Annotated in this window: 9 protein-coding genes and 1 pseudogene; 8 read left to right on the top strand and 2 right to left on the bottom strand. The window is 72.9% G+C overall.

What is annotated here, in order from left to right:
• Positions 1-32: 32 nt before the first annotated feature.
• From ACFV57_RS20360 to ACFV57_RS20375, 4 genes and pseudogenes are all read left to right on the top strand, one after another.
• Positions 33-9533, top strand: a pseudogene (locus ACFV57_RS20360) (SDR family NAD(P)-dependent oxidoreductase); the annotation flags it as partial.
• Positions 9534-9536: 3 nt separating this feature from the next.
• The gene (locus ACFV57_RS20365; RefSeq protein WP_385233879.1) at positions 9537-10799 is read left to right on the top strand and encodes a cytochrome P450; all 1263 of its coding nucleotides are present in this window, start codon (positions 9537-9539) and stop codon (positions 10797-10799) included.
• Positions 10800-10826: 27 nt separating this feature from the next.
• Positions 10827-16409: an SDR family NAD(P)-dependent oxidoreductase gene (locus ACFV57_RS20370; protein WP_385233882.1), complete on the top strand. Its 5583-nt coding sequence runs from the start codon at positions 10827-10829 to the stop codon at positions 16407-16409.
• Positions 16402-20241 (top strand): type I polyketide synthase, encoded by a 3840-nt coding sequence (locus ACFV57_RS20375; RefSeq protein ID WP_385233885.1) that lies wholly within the window; start codon positions 16402-16404, stop codon positions 20239-20241. The genes ACFV57_RS20370 and ACFV57_RS20375 overlap by 8 nt, the downstream gene beginning before the upstream one ends.
• Positions 20242-20313: 72 nt before the next feature.
• On the opposite strand, the gene ACFV57_RS20380 is transcribed toward ACFV57_RS20375, so the two are convergent.
• On the bottom strand, positions 20314-20499 hold the full coding sequence (locus tag ACFV57_RS20380; protein WP_385233888.1) for a hypothetical protein: 186 nt from the start codon (positions 20497-20499) through the stop codon (positions 20314-20316).
• 13 nt (positions 20500-20512) lie between these two features.
• The gene (locus ACFV57_RS20385; RefSeq protein WP_385233891.1) at positions 20513-21622 is read right to left on the bottom strand and encodes an SAM-dependent methyltransferase; all 1110 of its coding nucleotides are present in this window, start codon (positions 21620-21622) and stop codon (positions 20513-20515) included.
• Between the two features lie 346 nt (positions 21623-21968).
• Here ACFV57_RS20385 and ACFV57_RS20390 point away from each other — a divergent pair, with 346 nt between their 5' ends.
• From ACFV57_RS20390 to ACFV57_RS20405, 4 genes are all read left to right on the top strand, one after another.
• On the top strand, positions 21969-22100 hold the full coding sequence (locus ACFV57_RS20390; RefSeq protein ID WP_385233894.1) for a lasso RiPP family leader peptide-containing protein: 132 nt from the start codon (positions 21969-21971) through the stop codon (positions 22098-22100).
• 79 nt (positions 22101-22179) lie between these two features.
• On the top strand, positions 22180-22548 hold the full coding sequence (locus tag ACFV57_RS20395; RefSeq protein WP_385233897.1) for a hypothetical protein: 369 nt from the start codon (positions 22180-22182) through the stop codon (positions 22546-22548).
• A 1281-nt stretch (positions 22549-23829) separates the two neighbouring features.
• Positions 23830-24345, top strand: a complete 516-nt coding sequence (locus ACFV57_RS20400; RefSeq protein WP_385233900.1) for a hypothetical protein — start codon at positions 23830-23832, stop codon at positions 24343-24345.
• Between the two features lie 5 nt (positions 24346-24350).
• Positions 24351-25205 carry a hypothetical protein gene (locus ACFV57_RS20405; protein ID WP_385233903.1) on the top strand — a complete coding sequence of 285 codons (855 nt, stop codon included), beginning with the start codon at positions 24351-24353 and terminating at the stop codon, positions 25203-25205.
• Positions 25206-25498 lie beyond the last annotated feature (293 nt).

Below are 25498 nucleotides of genomic sequence, written 5' to 3' on the forward strand. Positions count from 1 at the left end.
CAAACTGCTCTGGAGGGCACCGGATGCCGGGCGAACCGATTGCGATCGTGGGAATGGCGTGCCGCTATCCGGGCGGAATAGCCGCCCCGGAAGAGCTCTGGCAGGTGGCCAGGGACGGGATCGACGCGATCGGCGAGTTACCCGACGACCGGGGCTGGGATCTGGCGGCCCTCTACGATCCCGACCCGGACCGGCCCGGTACCTCCTACGTCCGGCACGGCGGCTTCCTCTACGACGCCGGCCATTTCGACGCCGAGTTCTTCGGGCTCTCCGCCCGCGAGGCGTTGACCACCGATCCGCAGCAGCGCCTCCTGCTCACGACGGCGTGGGAGGCCCTGGAGAACGCGGCCATCGACCCCACCTCGCTGCGGGGCAGCCGCACGGCCGTGTTCGCCGGCTCGATGATGCACGACTACGCGCCCCGGGTGCACACCGTCCCGGACGGGCTGGAGGGGTACCTGATCACCGGGAACACCGCCAGCGTGGTGTCCGGCCGAGTGGCCTATGTGCTCGGTCTCACCGGCCCCGCGGTCACGGTGGACACCGGCTGCTCCTCGTCGCTTGTGACCACTCATCTCGCGGTGCGGTCGCTGCGCAGCGGCGAGTGCGACCTGGCCCTGTCCGGCGGGGTGACGGTGATGGCGACCCCGGAGATGTTCGTGGAGTTCTCGCGGCTGCGGGGTCTCGCCCCGGACGGCCGGTGCAAGCCGTTCTCCGTGACCGCGGACGGTACGGCCTGGTCCGAGGGCGTCGGAATGCTGGTGCTGGAACGGCTCTCCGACGCCCTGCGCCATGGGCACACCGTACACGCGCTGGTGCGCGGCACCGCGGTCAACTCGGACGGGGCCTCCAACGGGCTCTCCGCGCCCAGCGGGCCGGCTCAGGAACGGGTGCTGCGGGCGGCGCTGGCCGACGCCGGACTGTCCGAGGCGGACGTCGACGCGGTGGAGGCGCACGGCACGGGCACCAGGCTCGGCGACCCGATCGAGGCACGGGCGCTGCTGGCGGTGCACGGCCCGCAGCGGGCGCGCCCGCTGCTGGTGGGGTCGGTCAAGTCGAACATCGGGCACACGCAGGCCGCTGCCGGGGCGGCGGGCATCCTGAAGATGGTGCACGCCATGCGCGACGGCGTGCTGCCGCGCATCCTGCATCTGACCGAGCCCAGCCCGCACGTGGACTGGGAGTCCGGCAGGGTCACCCCGCTCGCAACGGACACGCCGTGGCCGGAGACCGGACTCCCGCGCCGGGCCGGGGTGTCCTCGTTCGGCATCAGCGGCACCAATGCCCATGTGATCCTGGAACAGGCCCCGCAACCCGCGCCCGCCGCGGCACCGCGGACGCCGGTCGCGGTGCCGCTGCTGCTGTCCGCACGGTCGGCGGAGGCGCTGCGGGAGCAGGCCGGCCGGCTGGCCGAGCGGCTCCGCCCGGACCGGGTCGGCCTGCTGGACGCCGGATTCACGCTGGCGACCGGCCGGGCCGGGTTCGAGCACCGGGCCGCCGTCGTCGGCCGGGACCGCGACTCGTTGGTGCACGGACTGGACGCGCTCGCCGAGGGCGGTTCGGCACCGGGCACGGTCGTCGGGTCACCCTGCCGGGACACCGGTCCGGTGCTGTTGTTCCCCGGCCAGGGCACGCAGTGGACCGGGATGGCCACGGAACTGCTGGAGTCCAGCCCGGTCTTCGCCGGACACATGACGGCCTGTCAGGACGCGATGGCGCCGTACGTGGACTGGACCTTGGGCGACGTGCTCACCGACGCGGACGCGCTGCTCCGGGTGGACGTGGTGCAGCCGGCCCTGTGGGCGGTCATGGTGTCGCTGGCCGGACTCTGGCGGGCACACGGGGTGCGGCCGGCCGCGGTGGTGGGCCACTCCCAGGGCGAGATCGCGGCCGCGACCGTGGCCGGCGCGCTGTCCCTGGACGACGGGGCGCGGATCGTCACGCTGCGCAGCCGGGCCTTGCGGGCGCTCTCCGGTACGGGCCGGATGCTGTCGGTGGGGCTGCCGAGAGCGGCGGTCGAGGAGTCGATGGCCCGCTGGGGCGAGGATCTGTCGGTGGCCGCGGTCAACGGGCCCAGCGCGACGGTGGTTTCGGGCGCCGTCCAGGCGGTCGAAGAGTTCGCCGCCGCACTGGTCGCCGAGGACGTACGGGCGCGCCTGTTGCCCGTGGACTACGCCTCGCATTCGGCACAGGTCGAACTGCTGCGTGCGGAGCTGCGCGAACTGCTGGCGCCGGTGACTCCGATGGCGGCCGAGGTTCCCTTCCACTCCACCGTGACCGGCGGTCCGCTGGACACCACCGGGCTGGACGCCGACTACTGGTACCGCAATCTGCGCGCCACGGTCGAGTTCGAGGCGACGGTGCGCGGGCTGGTCGCCGCCGGGCACACCACGTTCCTGGAGTCGAGCCCGCATCCGGTGCTCGCCGGCGGCGTGCGGCAGATCCTCGGTGACCACCAGGAGGACCACGACGGGGACGGCGTGGTGCTGGAGACCCTGAAACGCGACGACGGTGGTACCGACCGCTTCCTGACGGCGGTGGCCGAGGCGGCCGTGCACGGTGTGGACGTGCACTGGAACGGGCTGTTCGACGGTGCCCGGAGTGTGCGGCTGCCGACCTACCCGTTCCGTCAGGAGCGGTACTGGATGCTGCCCACCGCCGCCACCGGGCCCGCCGCCGGGCATCCGATGCTGGATTCGGTGGTCCAGCTCGCCGGCGGTGGCCTGGTCGCCACCTGTCGGCTCTCTCTCACCCGGCACCCCTGGCTGGCCGAGCACGAGGTGCGCGGCACCGTGCTGCTGCCCGGGGCCGCGTTCGTCGAACTGGCGCTGCACGCGGGGGAGCGGGCAGGGCTGCCGATGCTGGACGAACTGGTGCTGGAGAGCCCGCTGGTGCTGCCCGAGCGGGGCGAGACCGAGTTGCAGATCGCGGTCGGCGAGACGGATCCGGGCACGCTGGCGATGTACGGCCGGTCCGCGCCGGACGCGCCGTGGACCCGGTACGCGACCGGGACGCTCCGGGCCGCGGGGCCCGGCGGCGCGATCCTGACGGAGTGGCCGCCGGCCGGTTCCGAGGAGATCGACCTCGACGGCGCGTACGCACAGCTCGACGAGCGAGGCTACGAGTACGGGCCGGCCTTCCAGGGGTTGCGGCGGGCCTGGCGGCGCGGTGCGGAGCGCTGGGCCGAGGTCGAACTGCCGGTCGATCCCGGGCGGTTCGGCCTGCACCCGGCCCTGCTCGACGCCGCATTGCACCCGCTGCTGCTGGATGCGGAGGACGAGCCGGTGAGATTGCCGTTCTCCTGGAGCGGGGTCGCACTCCACGCGGTAGGGGCCACAGCATTGCGGGTGCGGCTGACTCCGCAGGGCAACGACTCGTTCGCCGTGGCGCTCGCCGACGCGGCGGGGGAAGCGGTGGCCACGATCAGCGCGCTCGCGCTCCGGCCCGTGGGGCCCGTGCGGTCGGGGGCGGCGGGCGTGGACCGGGCACTGCACCGGCTGGACTGGGTGCCGGTCGCGCGGCGGCCCGCCCCGGCGATCGTGGACGCGCCGGTCGTGGACGTGGCCGGGCCCGAAGAGGCACTGGCGCGGGTCCACGAGTTCTTGGGCACCGACGACGAGAACGCGACGGGCGGGCCCCTGATCGTGCGGACCCGTGGTGCGGTCGCGATCGCCCCGGAGGACGACCAGGACCCCGACGCCGCGGCGGTCTGGGGCTTGGTCCGCACGGCACGCACCGAACATCCCGGCCGGTTCGTGCTGGTCGACCTGGACCGCCCCGGCGACCCCGAGGACGACGGCTTTGCCCTGGAGTTGGCGTTGGGCACCGGCGAGCCGGAGATCGCCGTCCGGGGCGGGCAGGCGTTCGCGCCGCGGCTGGCCCGGGTGACGCGAACGGGGGACCGGCCCGCCCTCGCCGGAGGCACGGTGTTGATCACCGGCGGGACCGGCGTACTCGGCCGGGAGCTGGCCCGGCACCTGGTCACCGGGCACGGGGTGCGGCACCTGGTGCTGGCGGGGCGGCGGGGCGGCGCGACGGAACTGGAATCCGGTCTCCAGGACCTGACCGGCACCGCCGAGATCACGGTCGTGGCGTGCGACGTCGCCGACCGGGCCGCCCTCGCCGAGCTGCTGGCGGCGATCCCCGCGCAGCACCCGCTGACCGCGGTGATCCACGCCGCCGGGGTGCTGGACGACGGCACGGTGCGCTCCCTCACCGCCGAACGGCTGCACGCGGTGCTGCGACCGAAAGTCGAGGGTGCGCGCAACCTGCACGAACTGACCGAACACCTCGACCTGGCCGCGTTCGTGCTGTTCTCCTCCGTGGCCGGTGTCCTCGGCACGCCGGGGCAGGCGAACTATGCGGCCGCCAACGCGTGGCTGGACGGGCTGGCGCAGCACCGCCGCTCGCGGGGACTGCCCGCTTCGTCGATGGCGTGGGGACTCTGGGCGCAGGACACCGGCATGACCGGGCGGCTGGGCGACACCGACCGGGCCCGGCTGTGGCGAACCGGGCTCGTGCCGATGTCCCGCGAACACGGTCTCGCGCTGTTCGACGCGGCGCTGGGCACCGACCTGGCGTGCACCGTGCCCGCCCGTTTCGACCTGGCCAACGTGCGGGCGGCAGGCCCGGAGCGGGCTCCGGTGTGGGCCGGGCTGCTCGGCGTCCGGCGGAGCGCGGCCCGGCCGGTCCCCGTGGCCGCGGCGCCCGTGCTCGTCTCCGGTGGCGAGCGGTCGGTTCTCGATCTCGTGCTGGCCACGGTGGGCTCCGTGCTCGGCGTGGAGCGCCGGGTGGACCCGGCGCGGGCGTTCCGCGACATCGGCTTCGACTCGCTGTCCGGGGTGGAGCTGCGCAACCGGCTCACCGCCGCGACCGGGGTACGGCTTTCCGCGACCGCGGTGTTCGACCACCCCACCCCCACGGCCCTGGCCGGATACCTGTCCGGGCAGCTCCCCGACGCGCTACCAGGCGGCCGGACACCGGTCGCCGGGCCCGGCCCGCACGACATGGACGACCCGGTGGTGCTGGTCGGCGCGAGCTGCCGCTTCCCCGGCGGGGTGTCCACCATGGACGAGCTGTGGGCGCTGCTGGCCGCCGGGCGGGACGCGATCACCGAGTTCCCGGCGGATCGCGGCTGGAACCTGGACGAGGTCTACCACCCGGAGCCGGGCCGCGGCGGGCGCAGCTACGTGCGGCACGGCGGCTTCCTGGACGGGATCGCCGAGTTCGACAACGGCTTCTTCGGCGTCGCCCCGGCCGAGGCGGTCTCGATGGACCCGCAGCAGCGCATCCTGCTGGAACTGGCCTGGCACGCGCTGGAAGACGCCGGGATCGACCCGACCGCGCTGCGGGGCACCCGTACCGGTGTCTACCTCGGGCTGATGGGCAACGACTATGCGCGCCGCGCGCACCGGACGCCCGAGGACCTCACCGGCGACGTTTCGATCGGCAACGCGGGCAGCGTCGCGTCGGGGCGGCTGGCCTACACGTTCGGCTTCCACGGCCCGGCGATCACGGTGGACACGGCGTGTTCCTCCGCGCTGGTGGCGATGCACCAGGCCGCGCAGGCGCTGCGGGCCGGTGAGTGCACGGTCGCGCTGGCGGGCGGCGTCACGGTGCTCACCACGCCGACGCTGTTCGTGGAGTTCTCCCAGGTGGGGGTGCTCGCCCCGGACGGCCGGTGCAGACCGTTCGACGCGGCCGCTGAGGGCACCGCGTGGAGCGAGGGCGCCGGTCTGCTGGTGCTGGAGCGGCTTTCCACCGCGCGCGAACGGGGCCACCGGGTGCTCGCCGTACTGCGCGGCTCGGCACTCAACTCCGACGGCGCGTCCAACGGGCTGACCGCGCCGAACGGAGCGGCCCAGCAGCGGGTGATCCGGGACGCGCTGACCGTCGCGGGCCTGGCGCCCGGCGAGGTGGACGCGGTGGAGGCGCACGGCACCGGCACGCCGCTCGGCGACCCGATCGAGGCCACCGCGCTGCTGGCCACCTACGGGCAGGACCGGGAGCGGCCCGTGCTGGTGGGGTCCGCGAAGTCCAACCTCGGACACACCCAGGCCGCGGCGGGCTTGGCGGGTGTGCTCAAGATGGTGCTGGCCATGCGGCACGGCCGGTTGCCCGCGACCCTGCACTTGAATGCCCCGAGCCCGCACGTGAACTGGGACGACGGCGCGGTGCGGTTGCTGGACGAGCCGACGGACTGGCCGCGCGAGGACCGTCCGCGCCGGGCGGCGGTGTCCTCGTTCAGCCTCAGCGGCACCAACGCGCACGTGATCCTGGAGGAACCCGAGCCCCGGCCCGAACCGGAGCCGGCGACCGCCCCGGCCCCGCCGCTGATCCCGTGGGTGCTCTCCGCGGCCACCCCGGAGGCGCTGCCCGCGCAGGCCGAGGCCCTGCTCCGCCGACTGGCCGGCGAGGAAGGGAACGGCTCGCCGTCCGCGCTGGACGTGGCGTACTCGCTGGCCACCACGCGGGCCCGGCTGCGTGCCCGCACCGTCGTGCTCGGCACGGACACCGGCGAACTGACCGCCGCGCTGCGAGCCGGGACCGGCAGCACCGGAGTGGCGGCCGACGGCGCGACCGCGTTCCTGTTCCCCGGCCAGGGCGTGCAGTACGCGGACCTGGCCACATCGCTCCGCGACCGGGTACCGGCGTTCGCGGCGGCCCTCCAGGAGATCGCCGCCGAGCTGGACCCGCTGCTGGACCGGCCGCTCGCCGAGATCCTCCGGGACGGACCCGGTGAACGCACCGACCATGCGCAGGCCGCGGTGTTCGCGGTCCAGGTGGCGGTGTTCCGGCTGCTCACCACGATGGGGGTGCGGCCGGACGCGGTGGCCGGGCACTCGGTCGGCGAGATCGCCGCGGCGCACGCCGCGGGCGTCTTCTCGCTGGCCGACGCCTGCGCACTGGTGGCCGCGCGCGGACGGCTGATGCGCGAACTCGGCGGCGAGGGCGCGATGGTGGCGGTCCAGGTACCGGAAGCCGACGTGCCGGAACTGCTGCGCGGCCGCGAGGACCGGGTGGCGCTGGCCGCGGTGAACGGGCCCGCCTCGGTGGTGCTCGCCGGGGACGCGGACGCGGTGCGGGAGATCTCGCAGCGGGTGGCCCACGCGCATCGCCTGGCTGTGCGGCACGCGTTCCACTCCCACCACATGGACCCGGTGTTGGGCCCCTTCCGGGAGGTGCTGGCCGGACTGGACTTCCGGGCACCGGAGATCCCGGTCGTGTCCTCGGTGACCGGCGCGCGGGTCACCGAAGAGCTCCGTGACCCGGAGTACTGGGTCCGCCATGCGCGGGAACCGGTGCGCTTCCACGACTGCCTGCGCGCTCTGGACGCGGCGGGCACCAGCACCTACCTGGAGCTGGGACCGGGCGCTACGCTCAGCGCGCTCGGCCAGGAGGCGCTGGGCGGGGACGGTTTCCTGCCCGTGCTACGGCAGGACGCCGACGAGGTGCACGGCCTGCTGACGGCGTTGGCGACCGCGTACACCCGAGGGGTCGACGTGGACTGGGCGGCCTGGTGCGCCGGCGGGCGGGCGGTGCCACTGCCCGGCTACGCGTTCACCCGGCAGCGGTTCTGGCTGCCCGACGACGACGGGGCCACCGCCGACCCTCTGCTGCACGGTGTCGAGTGGCCGCCGCTGCCCGTCCCCGGCCCGGTCGCCGACGCACCGGGTCCGTGGCTGGTGGTGGCCCCGCCGGGCGCGGACTGGGACCGGCTCACCGAGGACGTGGCGGGCGTACTGGGCGAAGGAACCCGTACCGTACGCGGCGACGCCGTGGACGGCGAGCACTGGGACCGGCTGCTGCCCGAACTGCCGGGCGGCGGCATCGTGTCCCTCCTGGCGATGGCCGAGGGCTCGGACACGGCGCGGGTGCCGACCGGTCTGGCCGCCACCCTGGCGCTGCTGCGGGCGCTGCTGTCCAGAGGCGCGGACACGCCCCTGTGGTCGATCACCAGCGGCGCCGTGCGGGCCGACAAGGCGGACACCGTGCCGAATCCGGAGCAGGCCGCCGTGTGCGGGCTGGCCCGGGTCGCGGGCATGGAAGCGCCCCGGCTGCACGGCGGCCTGGTGGACCTGCCCCTGCGGCCGGCCGTGGAGGACTTGGCCGCGCTGCCCGCCGCGCTGGCTGCCAGAGACGAGATCGCGATCCGGGACGGGCTGCTGTACGCCAGGCGACTGGTCCCGGTGCCCCGCACCGAACCCGCCACGACGGAGCCCGTCGGCACCGTACTGATCACCGGGGGGCTGGGCGGCATCGGCGCGCACGTCGCCCGCCGGCTGGCGGCCCGGGGCGCGGACCGCCTGCTGCTGGTCGGCCGCCGGGGTGTGGACACCCCTGGCGCGACGGAACTGCGCGCCGAACTCACCGCGCTGGGTACCGAGGTCGACATCGCCGCCTGCGACGTGGCGGACCGCGAGGCGCTGGCCGGGCTGCTCGCCGGGCGGTCGCTCACCGGTGTGGTGCACGCCGCCGGGGTGCTCGACGACGGGGTGCTGGAGGCGCTGTCCGAGGACCGGCTGACGCGCGTGTTCGCGGCGAAGGCGGACGGCGCGCGGTTCCTGCACGAGCTGACCGCCGGCCTTCCGCTGCGCTTCTTCGTGCTGTGCTCCTCGCTGGCCGGCACCGCGGGCTCGCCGGGGCAGGGCAACTACGCCGCGGCCAACGCCGTCGTGGAAGCGCTGGCAGCCCATCGACAGGCCTGCGGACTGCCCGCGACAAGCCTGGCCTGGGGCCCCTGGCTGGACACCGGGATGACCACGTCCTGGCCCGTCGGATCGCGGTCGGACAGCGGCGCCACGCCGATGCCCGCCGACCGGGCGCTGGACGCGCTGGAGCGGGCACTGTCCGGCGGTGCGGCGCAGTACGCGGTCGGTGCCGTGGACTGGCCGCGGTTCGCCGCCGCACGGCCGGGGCGGCTGTGCTCCGGACTGCCGGGTGTGGGCGCGGACACCGGGCCCGAACCCGCGAGCGCGTTGCGGGAACAGCTGGCGGCCACCGCGCCGGAGCGGCGGTCGTCGGTACTGCTGGAGCTGGTCACCGCCCGGGTCGCCGCCGTTTCGGGCCGGCCGGCCGGAGACCTGGACGCGCACCGGCCGTTCAAGGAACTGGGCCTGGACTCGCTGGCCGGGGTCCGGCTGCGCAACCTCCTCGGCGCGGACACCGCAGTGCCGCTGGCGGCCTCCGCGGTCTACGACCATCCCACCGCCGCCGCGCTGGCCCGGTACCTCGGCGACGCGCTCGGTGTCGACGAGGGCGACCCGGCGGAGCGGGCCGTGCTGGACCGCCTGAGGGAGCTGGAGGCGGCCCTGCTCCGGCGGCCTGCGTCCGTACCCGTCCCCGAGGAGATCACCACGACACTGCGGCGACTGCTGCGCAGCCAGGAAGACGGCACCGCCGACGAGCGGGCCGCGGTGCCCGACCTGAGCGGCGCCACGGACGACGAGATGTTCACGCTGATCGACGGAGTGCTCGACGACGCGACATCGGACACCGGTCGCACTGCCGGCCGTGCCACGGAGAGGAGTTAGCCCATGTCAGTGCCGAGCCGCCCACCGGCCACCGTGCCCGACAACCCGCTGCACGCCCTGCTCGACCGGGAGGTGCTCGCGAACCCCTACCCGCTGTTCGAGCGGTGGCGGGAGCAAGGTCCGATGTGGACGTCGGACGGTTCCCTGCTGCTGAGCGACCACGCCAACTGCATGGCGGTGCTCAAGAGCCACACGACCATGGGCAGTGACACGTTCAACGCGCCGGGGATGCGGGAACTCTTCGGCGACCGCGGCGACGAGCCGGTGCTCAACTCGATCTTCTTCATGGACGATCCCGACCACGGGCGGCAGCGGAACCTGGTCGGCAAGGCATTCACGCCACGGATCACCGCGCGCTTCGAGCCGTGGATTCGCGAGATCGTGGACGAACTGCTCCGCGACTGCCTGGCCGACGGCGAGTTCGACGGCGTGCAGGATCTGGCCTCGGTGCTCTCGCTGCGGGTCATCGCGACTCTCCTGGGCATCCCGCGCGAGGACATCCCGATGCTGCGGGAGTGGTCCAGCGACATGGCGCTGTCCACGGAGCTGCCCACGCTGGTGGCCAGCTTCCACTCCGCCGCGATGTTCGACCGCGAGGAACTCGTCCGCATCATCCGCACCACCACCGAACTGCACGGCTACTTCGCGAACCTCATCCACAAGCGCCGCCGCAACCCCGGCGAGGATCTCATCTCCAGCCTGCTCGCCACGCAGGAGGACGGGCGCGGGCTGAGCCGGCGTGAGGTGACGAACGTCGTGGTGACGGTGTTCACCGCGGCCCACGAGTCCACCACGAACCTGATCACCAACGGCCTGCTCGCGATGTCGCGCCACCCGGAGCAGTTCCAGCTGCTCCGGCAGAATCCGGCGATCGTCGGCGACGTGGTCGGCGAGGCGCTGCGCCACGACTGCCCGATCATGCTGACCGGCCGGGTCGCGCTGCGGTCCGACCGGATCAACGGCCTCGACATCCCCGAGGGCTCGGTGGTCACCCTGGTCCTCGCGTCCGGCAACCGGGACGAGCGGGTGCACCCGAGGGCGGATCGGTTCATCGCGGACCGCAAACCGGCCGTGATGAACCTCGCCTTCGGCGCCGGCGCGCACTTCTGCCTCGGCAGCAGTCTGGCCCGGCTGGAGGCGGAGATCGTGTTCGGTGAGCTGGCCCGCCGGCTGCGCGGCTTCCACGTGCACGAGGACTCACTGAGCTATCGCAGGCACGTGGTCGTCCGCGGCCTCGACACCGAGCGGATCACCTTCCAACTCTGACCGGCCGTCCGTCGCAGGGAGTCGTCCATGCCCGATGAAGTCAGCCCCGATGAAGTCAGCACGCTCCGGCAATATCTGAAAAGGGTCACCACCGATCTGTTACGCACCCGGGAGCAGTTGCGGGACGCGACCGAGCGGTCCGCCGAGCCGATCGCGGTGGTCGGCATGTCGTGCCGGCTGCCCGGCGACGTGGCCTCGCCCGCCCAGCTGTGGGACCTGGTGGCCGCGGGCACGGACGCCATCTCGCCCTTCCCCGGGGACCGGCACTGGCCGATCGAGGAGCTCTACGACCCCGACCCGGAGTCCCAGCAGGCGCGGCGGTCCTACGTGCGCGAGGGCGGCTTCCTCGGCGGGGCGGGCGAATTCGACCCCGCGTTCTTCGGGATCTCCCCGCGCGAGGCGCTGGTGATGGACCCGCAGCAGCGGTTGGTGCTGGAGCTGGCCTGGGAGGCGTTGGAGTCCGCCGGCATCCTGCCGGACTCGCTGGTGGGCGAGCGGGCCGGGGTTTTCGTCGGCGCGTCCAGCAACGACTACGAGATGCTCTGGCAGGGCACCGACCAGTTCTCCCAGTACGGCATCACCGGCAACACCATGAGCGTGATCTCGGGCCGGATCAGCTACGCCCTGGGCTTCCACGGCCCGGCCCTCACCGTGGACACCGCCTGCTCGTCCTCCCTGGTCGCCACCCACCTCGCGATGCGGGCCCTGCGCGCCGGCGAGTGCCCGATCGCGCTGGCGGGCGGTGTGACGGTGCTGAGCACTCCGGAGACGTTCGTAGAGTTCTGCGGACAGGGCGTCACCTCCCGGGACGCCCGGATCAAGGCGTTCGCGGCCGGGGCGAACGGCTCGATCTGGGCCGAGGGAGCGGGCCTGCTGGTACTGGAGCGGCTCTCCGACGCGCGGCGGCACGGCCATCAGGTGCTCGCGGTGCTGCGCGGCTCGGCGGTCAACTCCGACGGCACCAGCAACGGGCTCTCCGCCCCCAACGGCACCGCCCAACAGGAGGTGATCCGTACCGCGCTCGCCGACGCCGGACTGTCCACCCAGGACGTCGACGTGGTCGAGGCGCACGGCACCGGCACCCCGCTCGGTGACCCGGTGGAGGGCACCGCGCTGGTGGCGACCTATGGCCACAACCGGCCGCCCGGCCGACCGCTGCTGCTGGGCTCGCTGAAGTCCAACATCGGGCATACGCAGGCCGCGGCCGGCGTGGCCGGCATCATCAAGATGATCATGGCGATGCGGCACGGTCTCGCGCCCAAGACGCTGCACGTGGACAGCCCCACCCCGAAGGTGGACTGGGGAGTGGACGGGGTCAGCGTGCTCGCCGACGCGATGCCCTGGCCGGAGACCGGCCGGGCGCGCCGCGCCGCCGTCTCCTCCTTCGGGATCAGTGGCACCAACGCCCATGTCGTGCTGGAACAGCACGTCGAGCCGGAGGCGCCGGAGCCCGGCGTGCCGTCCGCCGGTCTGGTGTGGACGGTGTCGGGCCGGACCGAGGACGCGCTGCGCGCCCAGGCGACCCGGCTGCTGGCCTTCGCCGAGTCCGGCGACGCTCCCTCGGCCGAGGGGCTGGCGTACGCATTGGCCACCCGCCGCACCCACTTCCGCCATCGGCTGGCCGTGCCCGGCCGGGACGGAGCCGAACTCATCTCCGCGCTGCGCGGCCACCTCGACACCGGCCGGGTCTCCGATGTGGCGGTGGGCGCCGCGGCCGGCGGCGGGGTGTGCATGCTGTTCACCGGCCAGGGCGCGCAGCGGCCCGGCATGGGGCGGCAGCTCGCCGCCTCCTTCCCGGTGTTCGCCGAGGCGTTCGACGAGGTGTGCGAGCTGTTCGACCGGGAGCTGGAGAGTCCGCTGCGGACCGCGCTCGACGGCGAAACGGACCTGCTCGACCGCACCGACTACGCCCAGGCCGCCCTGTTCGCGCTGGAGGTCGCGCTGTTCCGGCTGATGCACTCCTGGGGTGTGCGCCCGGACCTGCTGCTGGGACATTCGATCGGGGAGATCAGCGCGGCGCACGTGGCCGGGGTGTGGTCGCTGCCGGACGCGGTCCGGCTGGTGGCCGCCAGAGGCCGCCTGATGGCCGCGCTGCCCGAGGGCGGCGCGATGCTGTCCGTACAGGGCACCGAACAGGACCTGGCCCCCTGGCTGGCGGGGCGCGCGCTGCGGGTGTCCGTCGCGGCGGTGAACGCCTCGGACGCGGTGGTCGTCTCCGGTGCGGACGAAGACATCACGGAACTGGAGGCCGACTGGGCGGGCCGGGGACGGCGGACCCGGCGGCTGCGGGTCAGCCACGCGTTCCACTCGCCGCTGATGGAGCCGATGCTGGCCGAGTTCGGCACGGTTGTGGCCGGGCTGACGGCGCACGATCCGCAGATCCCGGTGATCTCCAACCTCACCGGCGAGCCGGCCACGGCGGAGCAGTTGCGCTCGCCGGAGTACTGGACCGCGCACGTCCGGCAGGCGGTGCGGTTCCACGACGGGCTGCGCACCGCACGCGAGGCCGGCGCACGCGTCCTGCTCGAACTGGGACCGGGCGCGGTGCTTTCCGCGCTGGCCGGGCGGGATGCCTGGCCGGACGAGGCGAGGGTGCCCACCCTGCGCGGGGCCGATCGTGACGAGACCAAGGACGTGCTGCTCGCCCTCGGCGCGCTGCACACGCAGGGCGTGGAGGTGGACTGGCCCGCCGTACTGCCCGCCGCGCCCGCCAGGACGGCGGACCTGCCCGGCTACGCGTTCCAGCACGAGAGGTACTGGCTGGTGCCGGACGGGAACGGGCTGAACCTGCGTTCCACCGGGCTGCTCCCGGTGGGCCACCCGCTGCTGGGCGCCATGGTGCCCGCGGCCGAGGGCGACGGCGCGCTGCTCACCGGCAGGCTGTCCCTCCAGTCGCACTCCTGGCTGGGGGGCCACCTGGTGCGCGGCATCCCCCTGCTGGCCGGCACCGGCTTCGTGGAACTGGCACTGGCCGCGGGCGAGCACGTCGGCTGCGACCTGCTCGAACAGCTGACCGTCGAGGCACCGCTGATCCTGCCGGCGCACGGCGGGGTGTCGGTACAGGTGGTGGTGGGCACCACCGAGGAGACCGGCCGCCGCCCGGTGCGGGTGTACTCCCGGCCGGAGGGCGTGGGCCGGGCCGAGCCGGGCCCATGGCGGTCACACGCCTTCGGCTACCTGGGCATCCGCACCGCGACGCCGGACACGGCCCTCGCGCAGTGGCCACCGCGGGACGTGCGGGAGATCCCGGTCGCGGACGTCTATGACGAGGTGGTGGAGGGCAGGCACTTCCGCTACGAGGGCGCGTTCCGAGGTCTGCGGACCCTCTGGCAACGCGACCACCCCGACGGGAGCTCGGAGATGTTCGCCGAGGTCGCCCTGCCCGCCGAAGCGGCGGGGGACGCGAAGCGCTACAGCCTGCATCCGGCGCTGCTGGACGCGGCACTGCACGCGGTCGGTCTCGGCCCGCAGCTGGACGGGATCGACGAGGGCAGCGGCTCGATGCCGTTCTCGTGGTCGGGGCTGTCGCTGTTCCGGGCCGGAGCCTCGACGGTGCGGGTGCACGCCACCGGCGGTAACGGTGACGTGGCGATCACGCTGGCGGACGAGACCGGTGCCACCGTGGCCACGGCGGACTCCCTGGTGTTCCGGCCGCTGCCCGCCGATGAGTCCTACCTGCTGGGACCGGCCGAGGACGGCGCGGAACTGCTCGCACAGGACTGGGTGCCCGTGCGCCCGCCGGCCACCGTGGACGATTCCGGTGGGTGGCACGACCCTGGAATCGGTGGGCTCGACCTCGCCGCGCTGGCGGACGCGGAGGACCCGGTGCCGCCGGTGGTGGTGCTACGCCCGGCCCGTCCCGCCGGGGACGACGTCACCGTACGGGTCCGCGCCGCGCTCACCGAGCTGACCGGTCACCTGCGAATGTGGCTCACCGACCAGCGGTTCGCCGGTTCGCTGCTGGTGGTCTGCACCGAGCGGGCGCTCGGCGTGCGTGCGGACGACGAACCCGACCTGGCACTGTCCGCGGCCCACGGGCTGGCCCGCTCGGCACAGAACGAGTACCCGGGTCGCCTCCTGCTGGTCGACGTCGACGAGCCGGCCGACACCGCGTTGCGCGCCGCGGTCGCCGTCGCGTCCGCGGCGCGTGAGCCCCAAGTGGCGCTCCGCGCAGGCGAGCTGCTGGTGCCCCGGCTGCACCGCGACGACCGTCCGGCGGAGAGCGACGGCGGCTCGGCCGCCCGTACGCCCGATCCCGACGGCACCGTGCTGATCACCGGTGGGCTCGGGTCGCTGGGCCGCACGCTGGCCCGGCATCTGGCAAGCCGCGGCGCCCGCAGGCTGCTGCTCCTCTCGCGCCGCGGCGCGGAGAGCCCCGGCGCCGCGGAACTGGTCGCCGAACTCGGCGAGCTCGGCGCGCACGCCGAGCTGGCGCGCGGCGACGTCGCCCGGCGGGACGACGTGGCCCGCGTGCTGGCCGAGGTGCCCGCGGCACACCCGCTCACCGCCGTGGTCCATGCGGCCGGTGTGCTGGACGACGGCCTGGTGGAGTCGCTGACCGACGGGCAAGTGGAGAACGTGCTCGCGCCGAAGGTCGACGGAGCCTGGCACCTGCACGAGCTGACCCGGGATCTCGATCTCGCCGGGTTCACGTGTTTCTCCTCCGCCGCCGGCGTGTTCGGCACCGCGGGCCAGGGCGCTTACGCCGCGGCGAACGCCTTCCTGGACGCCCTCATGAACCAGCGGGCCGCCGCCGGGCTCCTGGCCCGCTCGCTGGGCTGGGGCCTGTGGGCACCGGACAGCGGGACCGGCGCGACCGACGGGATGGGCGGCGGGCTGGCCGCCGCGGACCGGGCCCGCATGGACCGCACCGGAATCCGCGCGCTGACCGTCGCGCAGGGCCTGGCCCTCTGGGACACCGCGACCGGCTCGGACAGGGTCCACCTGGTGCCCATCGGGCTGGATCTGGTCACCGTGGCCGGCCTGGGAGAGGAGGGCATTCCGCCGTTGCTGCGCGATCTGGTCCGCCCGGCCCGCCGCCGGCGCTCCGCGCGGTCCGCCGTGCCCGCCGAGTCCCCGGCGGACCTGGCCCGCAGGCTGGGCGGGCTGAGCCCCGCCGAACGGGACCGGCAACTCCTCAACCTGGTGCTCGGTCACATCGCGGCCGTACTCGGCTACCCGTCCGCGGACGGGGTGCCCGCGGACGGTCCGTTCGGAGACCTCGGGTTCGACTCACTGAGTTCGGTCGAGCTGCGCAACCGGCTCAACACCGCCACGGGTCTGAACCTGCCCGCCACCTTGGTGTTCGACCACCCCACTCCGGCCATCCTCGCGGCGCACCTCGGTACGGAGGTCGCGCCGGATGCCGCCGGGACGCAGGAACCGGCGGACGGCCCTGCCGAGCCCGGCCCGGATCAGCTCTCCGGACTCGCGCAGGCGGTCGAGGAGGCGCTGGCCGGCGAGAACGCGCAGCGCGACGCGCTGCGCGGACGACTGCGGGCGGCGCTGCGCGCGCTGGACGGCGAGCCGGGGCCCGGGGCGGAAGAGCTGAGCTCGGCCTCCGTGGACCAGCTCTACGCCTTCGTGGACCGGGAGCTCGGCGATGCGTGAGACGGCAGCCGGGGCCGCCCGGCCGAACGGAGAGGAAGCGAAAGCCGTGGGCGAGGATGCGAAGCTCGTCAAGTACTTCCAGCGGGTCACCGCGGAACTCCAGCGCACCCGGGAGCGGTTGCGGGAGCTGGAGAACCCGGTCGACGACCCGGTGGCCGTGGTCGGCATGGGCTGCCGGTTCGGCGGCGGGGTCGGCTCGCCGGAGGAGCTGTGGGAACTGCTCGCCGCGGAGCGGGACGTGATCACCGGGTTCCCGGCCGACCGCGGCTGGACCGAGGACCAGATCTACCACCCGGAACCGGGCACGCCGGGCCGCTCCTACGTCCGGCACGGTGCCTTCCTCGACGACGCGGCCGACTTCGATGCCGAGTTCTTCGGCATCTCGCCGCGCGAGGCGCTCGGCATGGACCCGCAGCAGCGGGTCGCGCTGGAGGTCACCTGGCAGGCGCTGGAGTCCGCCGGCATCGATCCGGCCGGGCTGCGCGGCAGCCGCACCGGCGTCTTCCTCGGACTGTCCAACGCGGACTACGCCACGGCGGTCCGCGAGATGCCCGAGGACATGCTCGGCCAGCTCTCCATCGGCAACGCGGGCAGCGTGACCTCCGGCCGGCTGGCCTATGTGTTCGGCCTGCAGGGGCCCGTACTCACGGTGGACACCGCCTGTTCCTCGTCCCTGGTCGGAATCCACCTGGCCGTGCAGTCGCTGCGCGCGGGCGAGTGCACCCTCGCGCTCGCGGGCGGGGTGACCATCCTGTCCAGCCCGCTGCTGTTCATCGACTACGCCCGGCAGCGCGCCTTGGCGCCGGACGGGCGGTGCAAGCCCTTCTCGTCGGCCGCCGACGGCACCGCGTGGGGCGAGGGCGCCGGGATGCTGGTGCTGGAGAAGCTCTCCGACGCACGTCGCAACGGCCACCCGGTGCTCGCGCTGCTGCGCGGATCGGCGATCAACTCCGACGGCACCTCCTCCGGGCTGACCGCCCCGAACGGAACCGCGCAGCAGCAGGTGATCACCGACGCGCTCGCCTCGGCCGGCCTGTCGCCCGCGGACGTCGACGCGGTGGAGGCGCACGGCGCGGGCACCGCGCTCGGCGACCCGATCGAGGCGCAGGCGCTGTTGGCCGGGTACGGCCGCCACCGCGGCGACCGGCCGCCGCTGCTGGTCGGCGCGGTGAAGTCGAACCTCGCCCACACCCAGGCCGCGGCCGGAGTCGCCGGCGTGGTGAAGATGGTGCTGGCCATGCGGCACAGCACGCTGCCCAGGTCCCTGAACATCGACACGGTCACCCCCCGGGTCGACTGGGCACAGGGCGGGGTCGAACTGCTCACCAGCGCGGTCCCGTGGCCGCGCGACGGGCATCCCCGGCGGGCGGGCGTGTCCGCGTTCGGAGTCGGCGGCACCAATGCCCACGTGATCCTGGAGGACCCAGGGCCCGACCCGGACACCGAGCCCAGCGACCGGACCGTCCCGCCACTGCTGGCCTGGACCCTGTCGGGCAGGACCGAACAGGCGCTGTCCGCGCAGGCGGCCGCGCTGCACGAGTACCTCGACCGGGCGCGCCCGGATCTGCTGGACCTGTCGTGGTCGCTGGCCACCACCCGGGCGCACCTGCCGCACCGCGCGGTGGTGTTCGGCTCCCGCCCGGCCGACCTCGCCGCGGGCCTGACCGCGCTGAGCACGGGCCGCAACGACACTGGGAACGCCACGGTGGCGGTCTCCGGCACCGCCGTGCGCAACGGCACCACCGCGTTCCTGTACCCGCACGAGTGCACCCCGGCCGTGGTGCGCGCGTTGGCCACGCAGTACGCCGAGGCCGAGCCGTTCGCCGAGCATCTCTCCGCATGTGCGGCAGTGCTGGACGGACTGGTCGGCTGGTCCCTGACGGATGTGCTGCGCGGTGACCCGGACGCGCCACCACTGGACCGGCCGGACGTGTTGGTCCCGGCCACGCTGGCCGTGCTGACCGGCGTGACCCGAGTGTGGTGCGCGTCCGGGGTGCGCCCGGCGGCGCTGGCGGGACACGGATCCGGCCGGCTGGCCGCGTCCTGGGCGGTCGGGTGGCTGTCCCTGTCCTCGGCGCTGCGGATCGCCGCCGGGTGCCCCGCGGGCGTCGAACCCGGCGTCGTGGATGTCCCGCCCCTCGCGCCCGGTGTGCCGGTGCTGTGCGGGGACACCGGCCGCTGGCTGCGGGACCGTCCGGCCGAGGACGACCACCGCACGGCGCCGACTGCCGAACCCGGCTCGGCTGCGCGCGAGTTGCGGGCCGACGGTCACCGACTGCTGCTCGTATTCGGTGGGGACACCGCGGGCATGGCCGCCGCACTGTCCGACGGTCCCGCCGTGCTGGCCGTGCCGGAGGAGACGGAGGGCGCGGTGACCGGTACGGCGGCGATCGTGCGCGCGCTGGGCCGCGCGTACGTGATGGGCGCGGCGGTGGACTGGCGTGCCGTCCTGGCCGGCGCCGGTGCGCGGCGCATCCCGTTGCCCGGCTACGCCTTCCAGCGCAGCCGGTACTGGATCGAGCGCGAGTGGACCATGCCCGTGCTGATCTCCGACGCCCCCGGGACGAGCGAGCCCGATCGGCGCTCGCCCGCGGCTCTGCTGTGGGCACTGGACGAGCAGGAGCGCACGCGCAGCGTCGAGACGCTGGTTCGTGAGTGCCTGGACCGGGCGCTGGGCAACGGACCGGACGACCAGGTCGACGCCGAGGACACGTTCCGCGATCTCGGGATGGACTCACTGGGCGCGGAGGATCTGCGCGATCAACTCACCACCGGTACCGGTGTGGAGATCGAGCTCTCCGACGTGCTGAATTACCCCACGGTGGCCGATCTCACCGAGCGCGTACTGGAAAAGCTGGCCGCCCGCGCCGAGGAGGGCACGCTCGACGAGATCGCGGGGACCGCCCGGTCCGGGAACGAGGTCCCGGACTCCGGCACCGGGCCGGTGGACCCGGCGCCCGAGAACGCCGACGAAAGCGACGGCAGCCTGGCCTCGTTCTACATCCGGGCGATCCGCACCGGCCGGATCAACGTCGCCCTCCGCCTGGCCCGCGCGGCCTCCGAGACCCGCGACACGTTCGACCAGGACGATCCGCGCGATCTCGCCGAGCTGCGCAAGGTGGGCGCGGGCGCGGGTGGCCCCACGGTCGTCGGCCTCACCCCGCCGATCTTCCCCAACCTGGACCTGCCCTACTCCTACCTGCACGCCGGGCTGGACCCCGCGTCCGACGTGTGGTCGCTGTGGTCGCCCGGATTCGCGGGCGAGGCTCCGCTGCCCGCCGACCGTGCCGCCCTGCTGCGGATGCTGGCGAAACCGCTGCGCCGTGAGCTGTCCGGCACCCCGCTGATCATCGCGGGCTACTCCTCCGGCGGCTGGCCGGCGCACGACCTGGCCGCGCACCTGGAGCAGACCGGCGTCCCCGTCACCGCGCTGCTGCTCCTGGACTCGTACCTGCCGGAGGAGGAGATGGACCAGACCGAGACCCGCAGCGAGTTCATGCGTGAGCAGATCCGACGACGTGACCTCATGGGCATGTCGCTCGACCGTCCGGACCGGACCGTGACCACCAGCGGCCAGATCGCGGCGATGGGCGGCTACAGCAGGATCTACAGCGGCTGGCGGCCCGGCCCACTGAAGGCGCCGATCCTGCACCTGCTCGCCAGCGAGGTCGTCGCGGGTGTGCCCACCAGCTCGGAGGACCACCCGTTCCCGCCCGAACTGGCGCACCGCGTACGCAGGCTGCCCGGCGACCACTTCACCCTCCTGTCCCAGCACGCCGACCTGATCTCGGCGAACCTGCACGACTGGCTGACGGAGGTGCGGCCCGTATGACGACCGTTCCCGACCTTCCCGACGCGGCAGGGGCGCTGGAGCACTACCGGTCACCCATGACCGGGAACCGGGTCACGTGGCGGGACGGCGGACGGCGTGTGTGACGTGGACGTTGATGATCGCCGCTTGCGTCGTGCCCGGTTGGGGCAGGGAGCGGACAGCGCAGCGGGTGGGGTCCAGGACCGCGGCCTGCAGGCTGTTGCTGTCGGTGGCGCTGTGCTCGCTCGCGGGGGTGGCTTTCGGGGGCGTGGTGGACACGGTGGGCCTCCTGTCAGTCGGCGGTGTGCTGGTGGGGCTTGGTTTCGCCCCGTTCCTCCGGTGCCCCGGAGGGAGTCTGGGTGCCCTTCGTGGGGGCGGTGTCCTTCATCGCCATCCGGATGGCGCCGGCATCGCCGGACAGCAGCGCCGCGCGCTCGTCGTCACCCAGACCGGTAAGGGCCGCGACTGCCTCCTCGGGCTCCCGCATGAACTCACCGAGCGCGGCAGGATCGGACGCCAGCCGGGCCAGGTAGGCCGCCAGGGCACTGTTCTCACGGGTGGGCAGGTAGCGGTCGAGGTGCGCCGGGGCGCTGTTTCGGGGAGCGCGGTCCGTCCGGGGCCGGGGGCGGTGAAGGTTCAGGCGGTCGGCCATGGCGGGGTCGGTGGCCGGCGGCGCCACAGGCGGTACGTACAGGGTGCTCACGCCGGTCAGGTATTCGTCGTGCAGGTCGCGCAGGGCCAGGGTGCGGACGAGGGGTCCGCACACCGGGTACTGGGCCGCGGAATAGTGCGTCACCTGGTGCTCCGGGGGATAGAACCGCCCCAGGTAGGCGAGGAGCACCTGGCGGTTGTCGTCGTTGTCGAAGCCGCCGAAACGGAATCCGAGGTCACCGACGCAGCCCACCTGCCAGATCACCACGTGCGAGTCGGTGAGCAACGGGCGGCCGCTGAGCAGGAGTTCGGTGGCTTCCACCTCCTGGCAGCCCACCGTGCCGGGGTCCACGCCCAGGTCGGCGAACAGGCAGTCCGCCGCCGAAACACCGGGCAGCATCATCGCGGGGATGCCCTCGGCTCGCAGGACCCGGATCGCCTCGTGCGGAGGATCGGCGAACACCCCGGGATGCCCGTAGAAGACCCCGCACACCGTCTGTCCCTCGCGCGCCGGCCCGGTGAGCGCGGCCACCATCTGCCCGTAGGTCTCCTGGCGCGGCTTGTCGTTGCCGTACAGCGCATACAGGTCTTCGAACGACCGGGCCCGCTGCTGGATCCACACCTCGGTCACCGGATCGGACACGCAGTACGCGACACGGTCCGCCTGCGTGATCCATCCCGCGGCTTCAAACGTCAATTGTCCGATGCCCCTGATGCCCGTCCCGACGACGATCAGCGCCCCAGAAGACACGTGCCCCCCAAACTCCGGTGAACCTTCAGCAAAAGCACTGCACCGCGTGCAGACACTGAAAGAGGCACCGAGACAGAACCCCTCCGCACAATCAGCCTGACCAGGGCGCGCCGCGGCCAAGCACGCCAGGGCAGCTATTCGCCCGGGAGAGTGACGAGCGGCGCGCGGACAGTCCCGCGGTGCCGGAGCCACCGGGCGCAGCCGCCGATCGCGCTCCGACTCTCCGGTACGCCCGCGCACCCTGTGGCCACTCCAAAGGGGGAGCGGGAGGGGCCGAGCGGGCGGGCATGGTGGACGTGAGCGCACAACAGGTGCGTACACATCACTGGGCAGAGGACGGTGCGTCATGCAGGACGAACTGGAAGTGAGCGACTACGAGGTGCCCGAACTCGTGGAGGCCGGCGTTTTCGCCGAGGTCACGCTCGGCTCGATCGGCGCCCATTACGACGGGAACGGGGGGATGTTCGGGCACTGGTGACAGCACTGCCGGCGCAGGCCGCGACCGCCATCTGCGCTCTCCACAGCCCGGTCGAGCCGATCGGCCCAGCGGGGCAGTCGTGTTCGTCGACGCAAACGGCGATCTGCTCCTGCTCCTGATGCGTAAGAGTTGCGGCTCCGCGCCAACGGGACGCGGTGCATGCGTTGGAGGTTCTCCGAGGCGGAAAGGCGGAAAGCCCGCCTCGAAGGGGAAGCAGCCCGAACCGATCATTCCCGGTCAGCTGCTCGCCGCCCACACGGACAAGCAGATCCATCCGAAGGCGGCGCTGGCTGCCGGCGCGGGGCTGGCCCATATCGGGCTGACACTCCTGGACGAGGCCACGGACTCCCGGCTGGCGGATACGACGGATGCCGACGAGGCGGTGGGCAAGGAGATCCAGCCCCGCCATGTGGACCGTAGCGAACACCCCGCACGGCGCACTCGATGAGAGCATCGACCGGATGATGGAGAACACCAGCCCGGGCGGCACCGTCACCGTCGGCGCATCAGCCAGGGGCATCGTCGTCGGCCTGTTGGCCTTTCCCATCGAACAGCTGATGAACACCGCTGACGTGATCTCCACCAGGAGGAACAGCGATGTCAACCACGGGGAAGACGTCCGCGCGGCCGGCCAGGCGATGCCGAGCGGACCGTGCAGTTGTGGGGTTGGGGCGACGGGGGGTGGGCAGGCCGCGGGCGATGTGGGAGCAGGGCTACCGAGAGGCGTGAGCGGGCGATGGCGACGCGCCGACGGCCTCAGTGGCAGGACGCGGCGATGGACACCCCGTTCGCGCAGTTGCTGCGGCCGGCGGGCGTCGCCGACGTATTTTCCCTGGTGGAGCCGAGGCGGCCGGGCGACATCGGGTCATGTCCGCGGCATCCGGGCGTGCGCTGATCTGCCTCTGCCCCCTCTAGGACCCGTGTCGTCCGACGATCGTTTGGCGACAGATAGGGCCGATCTTCCTTCTGGCTCTACCCGCTTGAGCGCCTGAAGTTCAGCGAGCTGCTCATGTAGGCGCGGCCGGATGACACCGTGCACATCTCTGAAAAATTCCGCCTCTTACGCGGCACCGGGCACATCCTCGATGAGCGGTACGTCCTCCACCGCGACCGCCTCGCCCTGCGCATCCGCGACGCCGTGTTCTCCGCGAGGACTTCACCGCCCGCCCCCCCTCATGCCCGGCCACAACGTCATCTCCCAGGAGGACACCCCCGCTCCGGAGCTGCCGGTCACCCTCGACATGCCGGGCAAGGTCGCGTATTTCCTCTGCGCGTCCGATCTGGAGCCCGCCGAGCGGGACGCGCCCGACCGGGGTGATCATACGGCGTGGCCAGAGCGCCCCAGCGGTCCCGGCCCAGCGAAAGACCCGCCGCGAATACGCAGACCCCATCAGCACCCTCGACAGCGGCTGAGGGTGAACGGGGAGCACCCGCAGATTGAGGACTACTCCGCTATTGTTCCGCGAGTACTACTGCAATCCGCACGAAGAATGAGGTCGCCGTCATTCTCTGTTTGACGCACGCGGAGGAAACACCAAGGTGCCCGATAGGAGGATAGTCCCTCACTCGGCGTCATGGTTTTCTGATGCGTACGTCGTGATTCCCTGCGATGTGATTCCCCACGGTGGCCGGGTGCACAGCGGTCCCTGGCTCACCTGGATGTCGGTCTCGACTCGGAGGCGCAGTTGTGCATCACTCAATTCGTAAGATTTCCCTTACCGCCGGCATCATGAGCGCGGTGTTACTGGGAGCGTCACAGACTTCGGCGGCCGCAACTCCGGTGAAGTCCAATCCCACACCCGCCGCCGCCCCCGCAACTGCTCCTGGAAGCGGCGGGGCGAGCCTGGAGCGTTCGGGTTCCGGTTCCTCGGCGGAGGCCCGGGGGCCCGAGGCGGTGTGTACCTTCAAGACCCGTGGTGACTACGTCCATGTCTCCTCGTCCGCCTTCGAGGCGTCCGGGCACGGCTGGTGGGTCAACGGCAACTGCCCTACCTCCACGGCTGTCGTCACGGTGGAACTGCAGGAGTACTACAACGATGGCAGGTGGCGGACCAAGGGCACGGTGGGCCAGGCGACAGTGAGGTCCGGCGGCGGCGCCGGCAACCGCGCAACCGGGCGAGCGGGATGCGACAACAACACCCTCACGGGCTGGCGCAGCGTCGTCGATGTGGATCTGGTCGGCGTCGCCGACACCCCGGAAAAGCTCATCACGCCCGCTCGTAACATCAACTGCCGACGGTATTGAGCATCATGCCCGAAAGCACCATGTTCACGGCTCTGTTCGGCCATCTGGTCCTGCACCCGTGGCGAGACCCCGCCGTCGGCTCCTCGGACGCCTACAGCCTGTTCGTCGCGAGGTCGTCCGCGATGGGATGGCTCACTCCGGCCGAGGAGAATGCGTCCGGCGGGGTCTGGGGCATGAATGATGCCGGGCAGGACCCGGACTCAAGCTCCGGATCATCACCCGCACGCATCGCGTGGTTCCAGGTGTCGTTGACCGAGCCGGTCCCCGACGGCGGGCCGTTGCCGGTTCAGGCATTCCTCGCCTGTGCGGGCGATGTCTTGGCACGTATCGGCACTCCGAGCCTGCAGGCGGTCCAGATCCTGCTGCCTGTGCAAAGTCTCACCGCGTCCTCGCGCGCGGGTGCCGTGATGACTCTGCTCCAGGACGCCGGCTGGTTCGCCGACTGTGACCCGGATCAGAGAACACAGGTGCAGATCACGTTGGACAGCGGACAGAGTCCGTCCATTCGCTCAGCGGCAGCGGACATCGTCGAGCGGGCGCGAGAATTCAAGCAGGATGTTTTCTCGTGCCATTCATTCTCCTTGGCGGGCGACGGAGCCATGGTCCTGGAACCCGCCGTCACCGACGAGTTGTGGATGGGGCCCGCTCACCACCGGACCACACTGCACGGCACCCTCGCCGAGTGGTCGTTGGACGCATTGGGGTGGCTGGCCGCTTTCCTCGCCGACGCGAGTTCCCGCCATGGAGTCGGCAGCCCTTTGATGCTCACGGTTCGTCGATCCGGAGGGACGAATTCAGGCGTAGACCTCGATGCGTCAGCAGGATTCGGTGGTCGACCTGTCCGGCGGCCCACTCCGTAATGTGTCTGATCGCAGACGAGGACGCAGTCGGGGCCTGTCGGATTTCGAGGTTTCCTGCACGGATCGTTACGCTCGGCTGCATCCCAGCGCGGCGACGCCGTCCACCCACACCGCGGTGCCGCCGACCTTGTCCGGCCACTCCAGGTGCGTGGACAGGCGCGTGAAGTGTGACCGGGTCGGAGCCTGCGCGGTCTGCTTGAGCCGGTGGTACGGCGTCGTGCCGTCCCTCCTACACCGGCGTCGCCAGGTTCAGCCGGCTTCGGCGGCAAGCTGCGCGGTGGTGTCGTAGTGGG

The sequence above is a fragment of the Streptomyces sp. NPDC059788 genome (genome assembly GCF_042732265.1).
Taxonomy (GTDB): Bacteria; Actinomycetota; Actinomycetes; order Streptomycetales; family Streptomycetaceae; genus Streptomyces.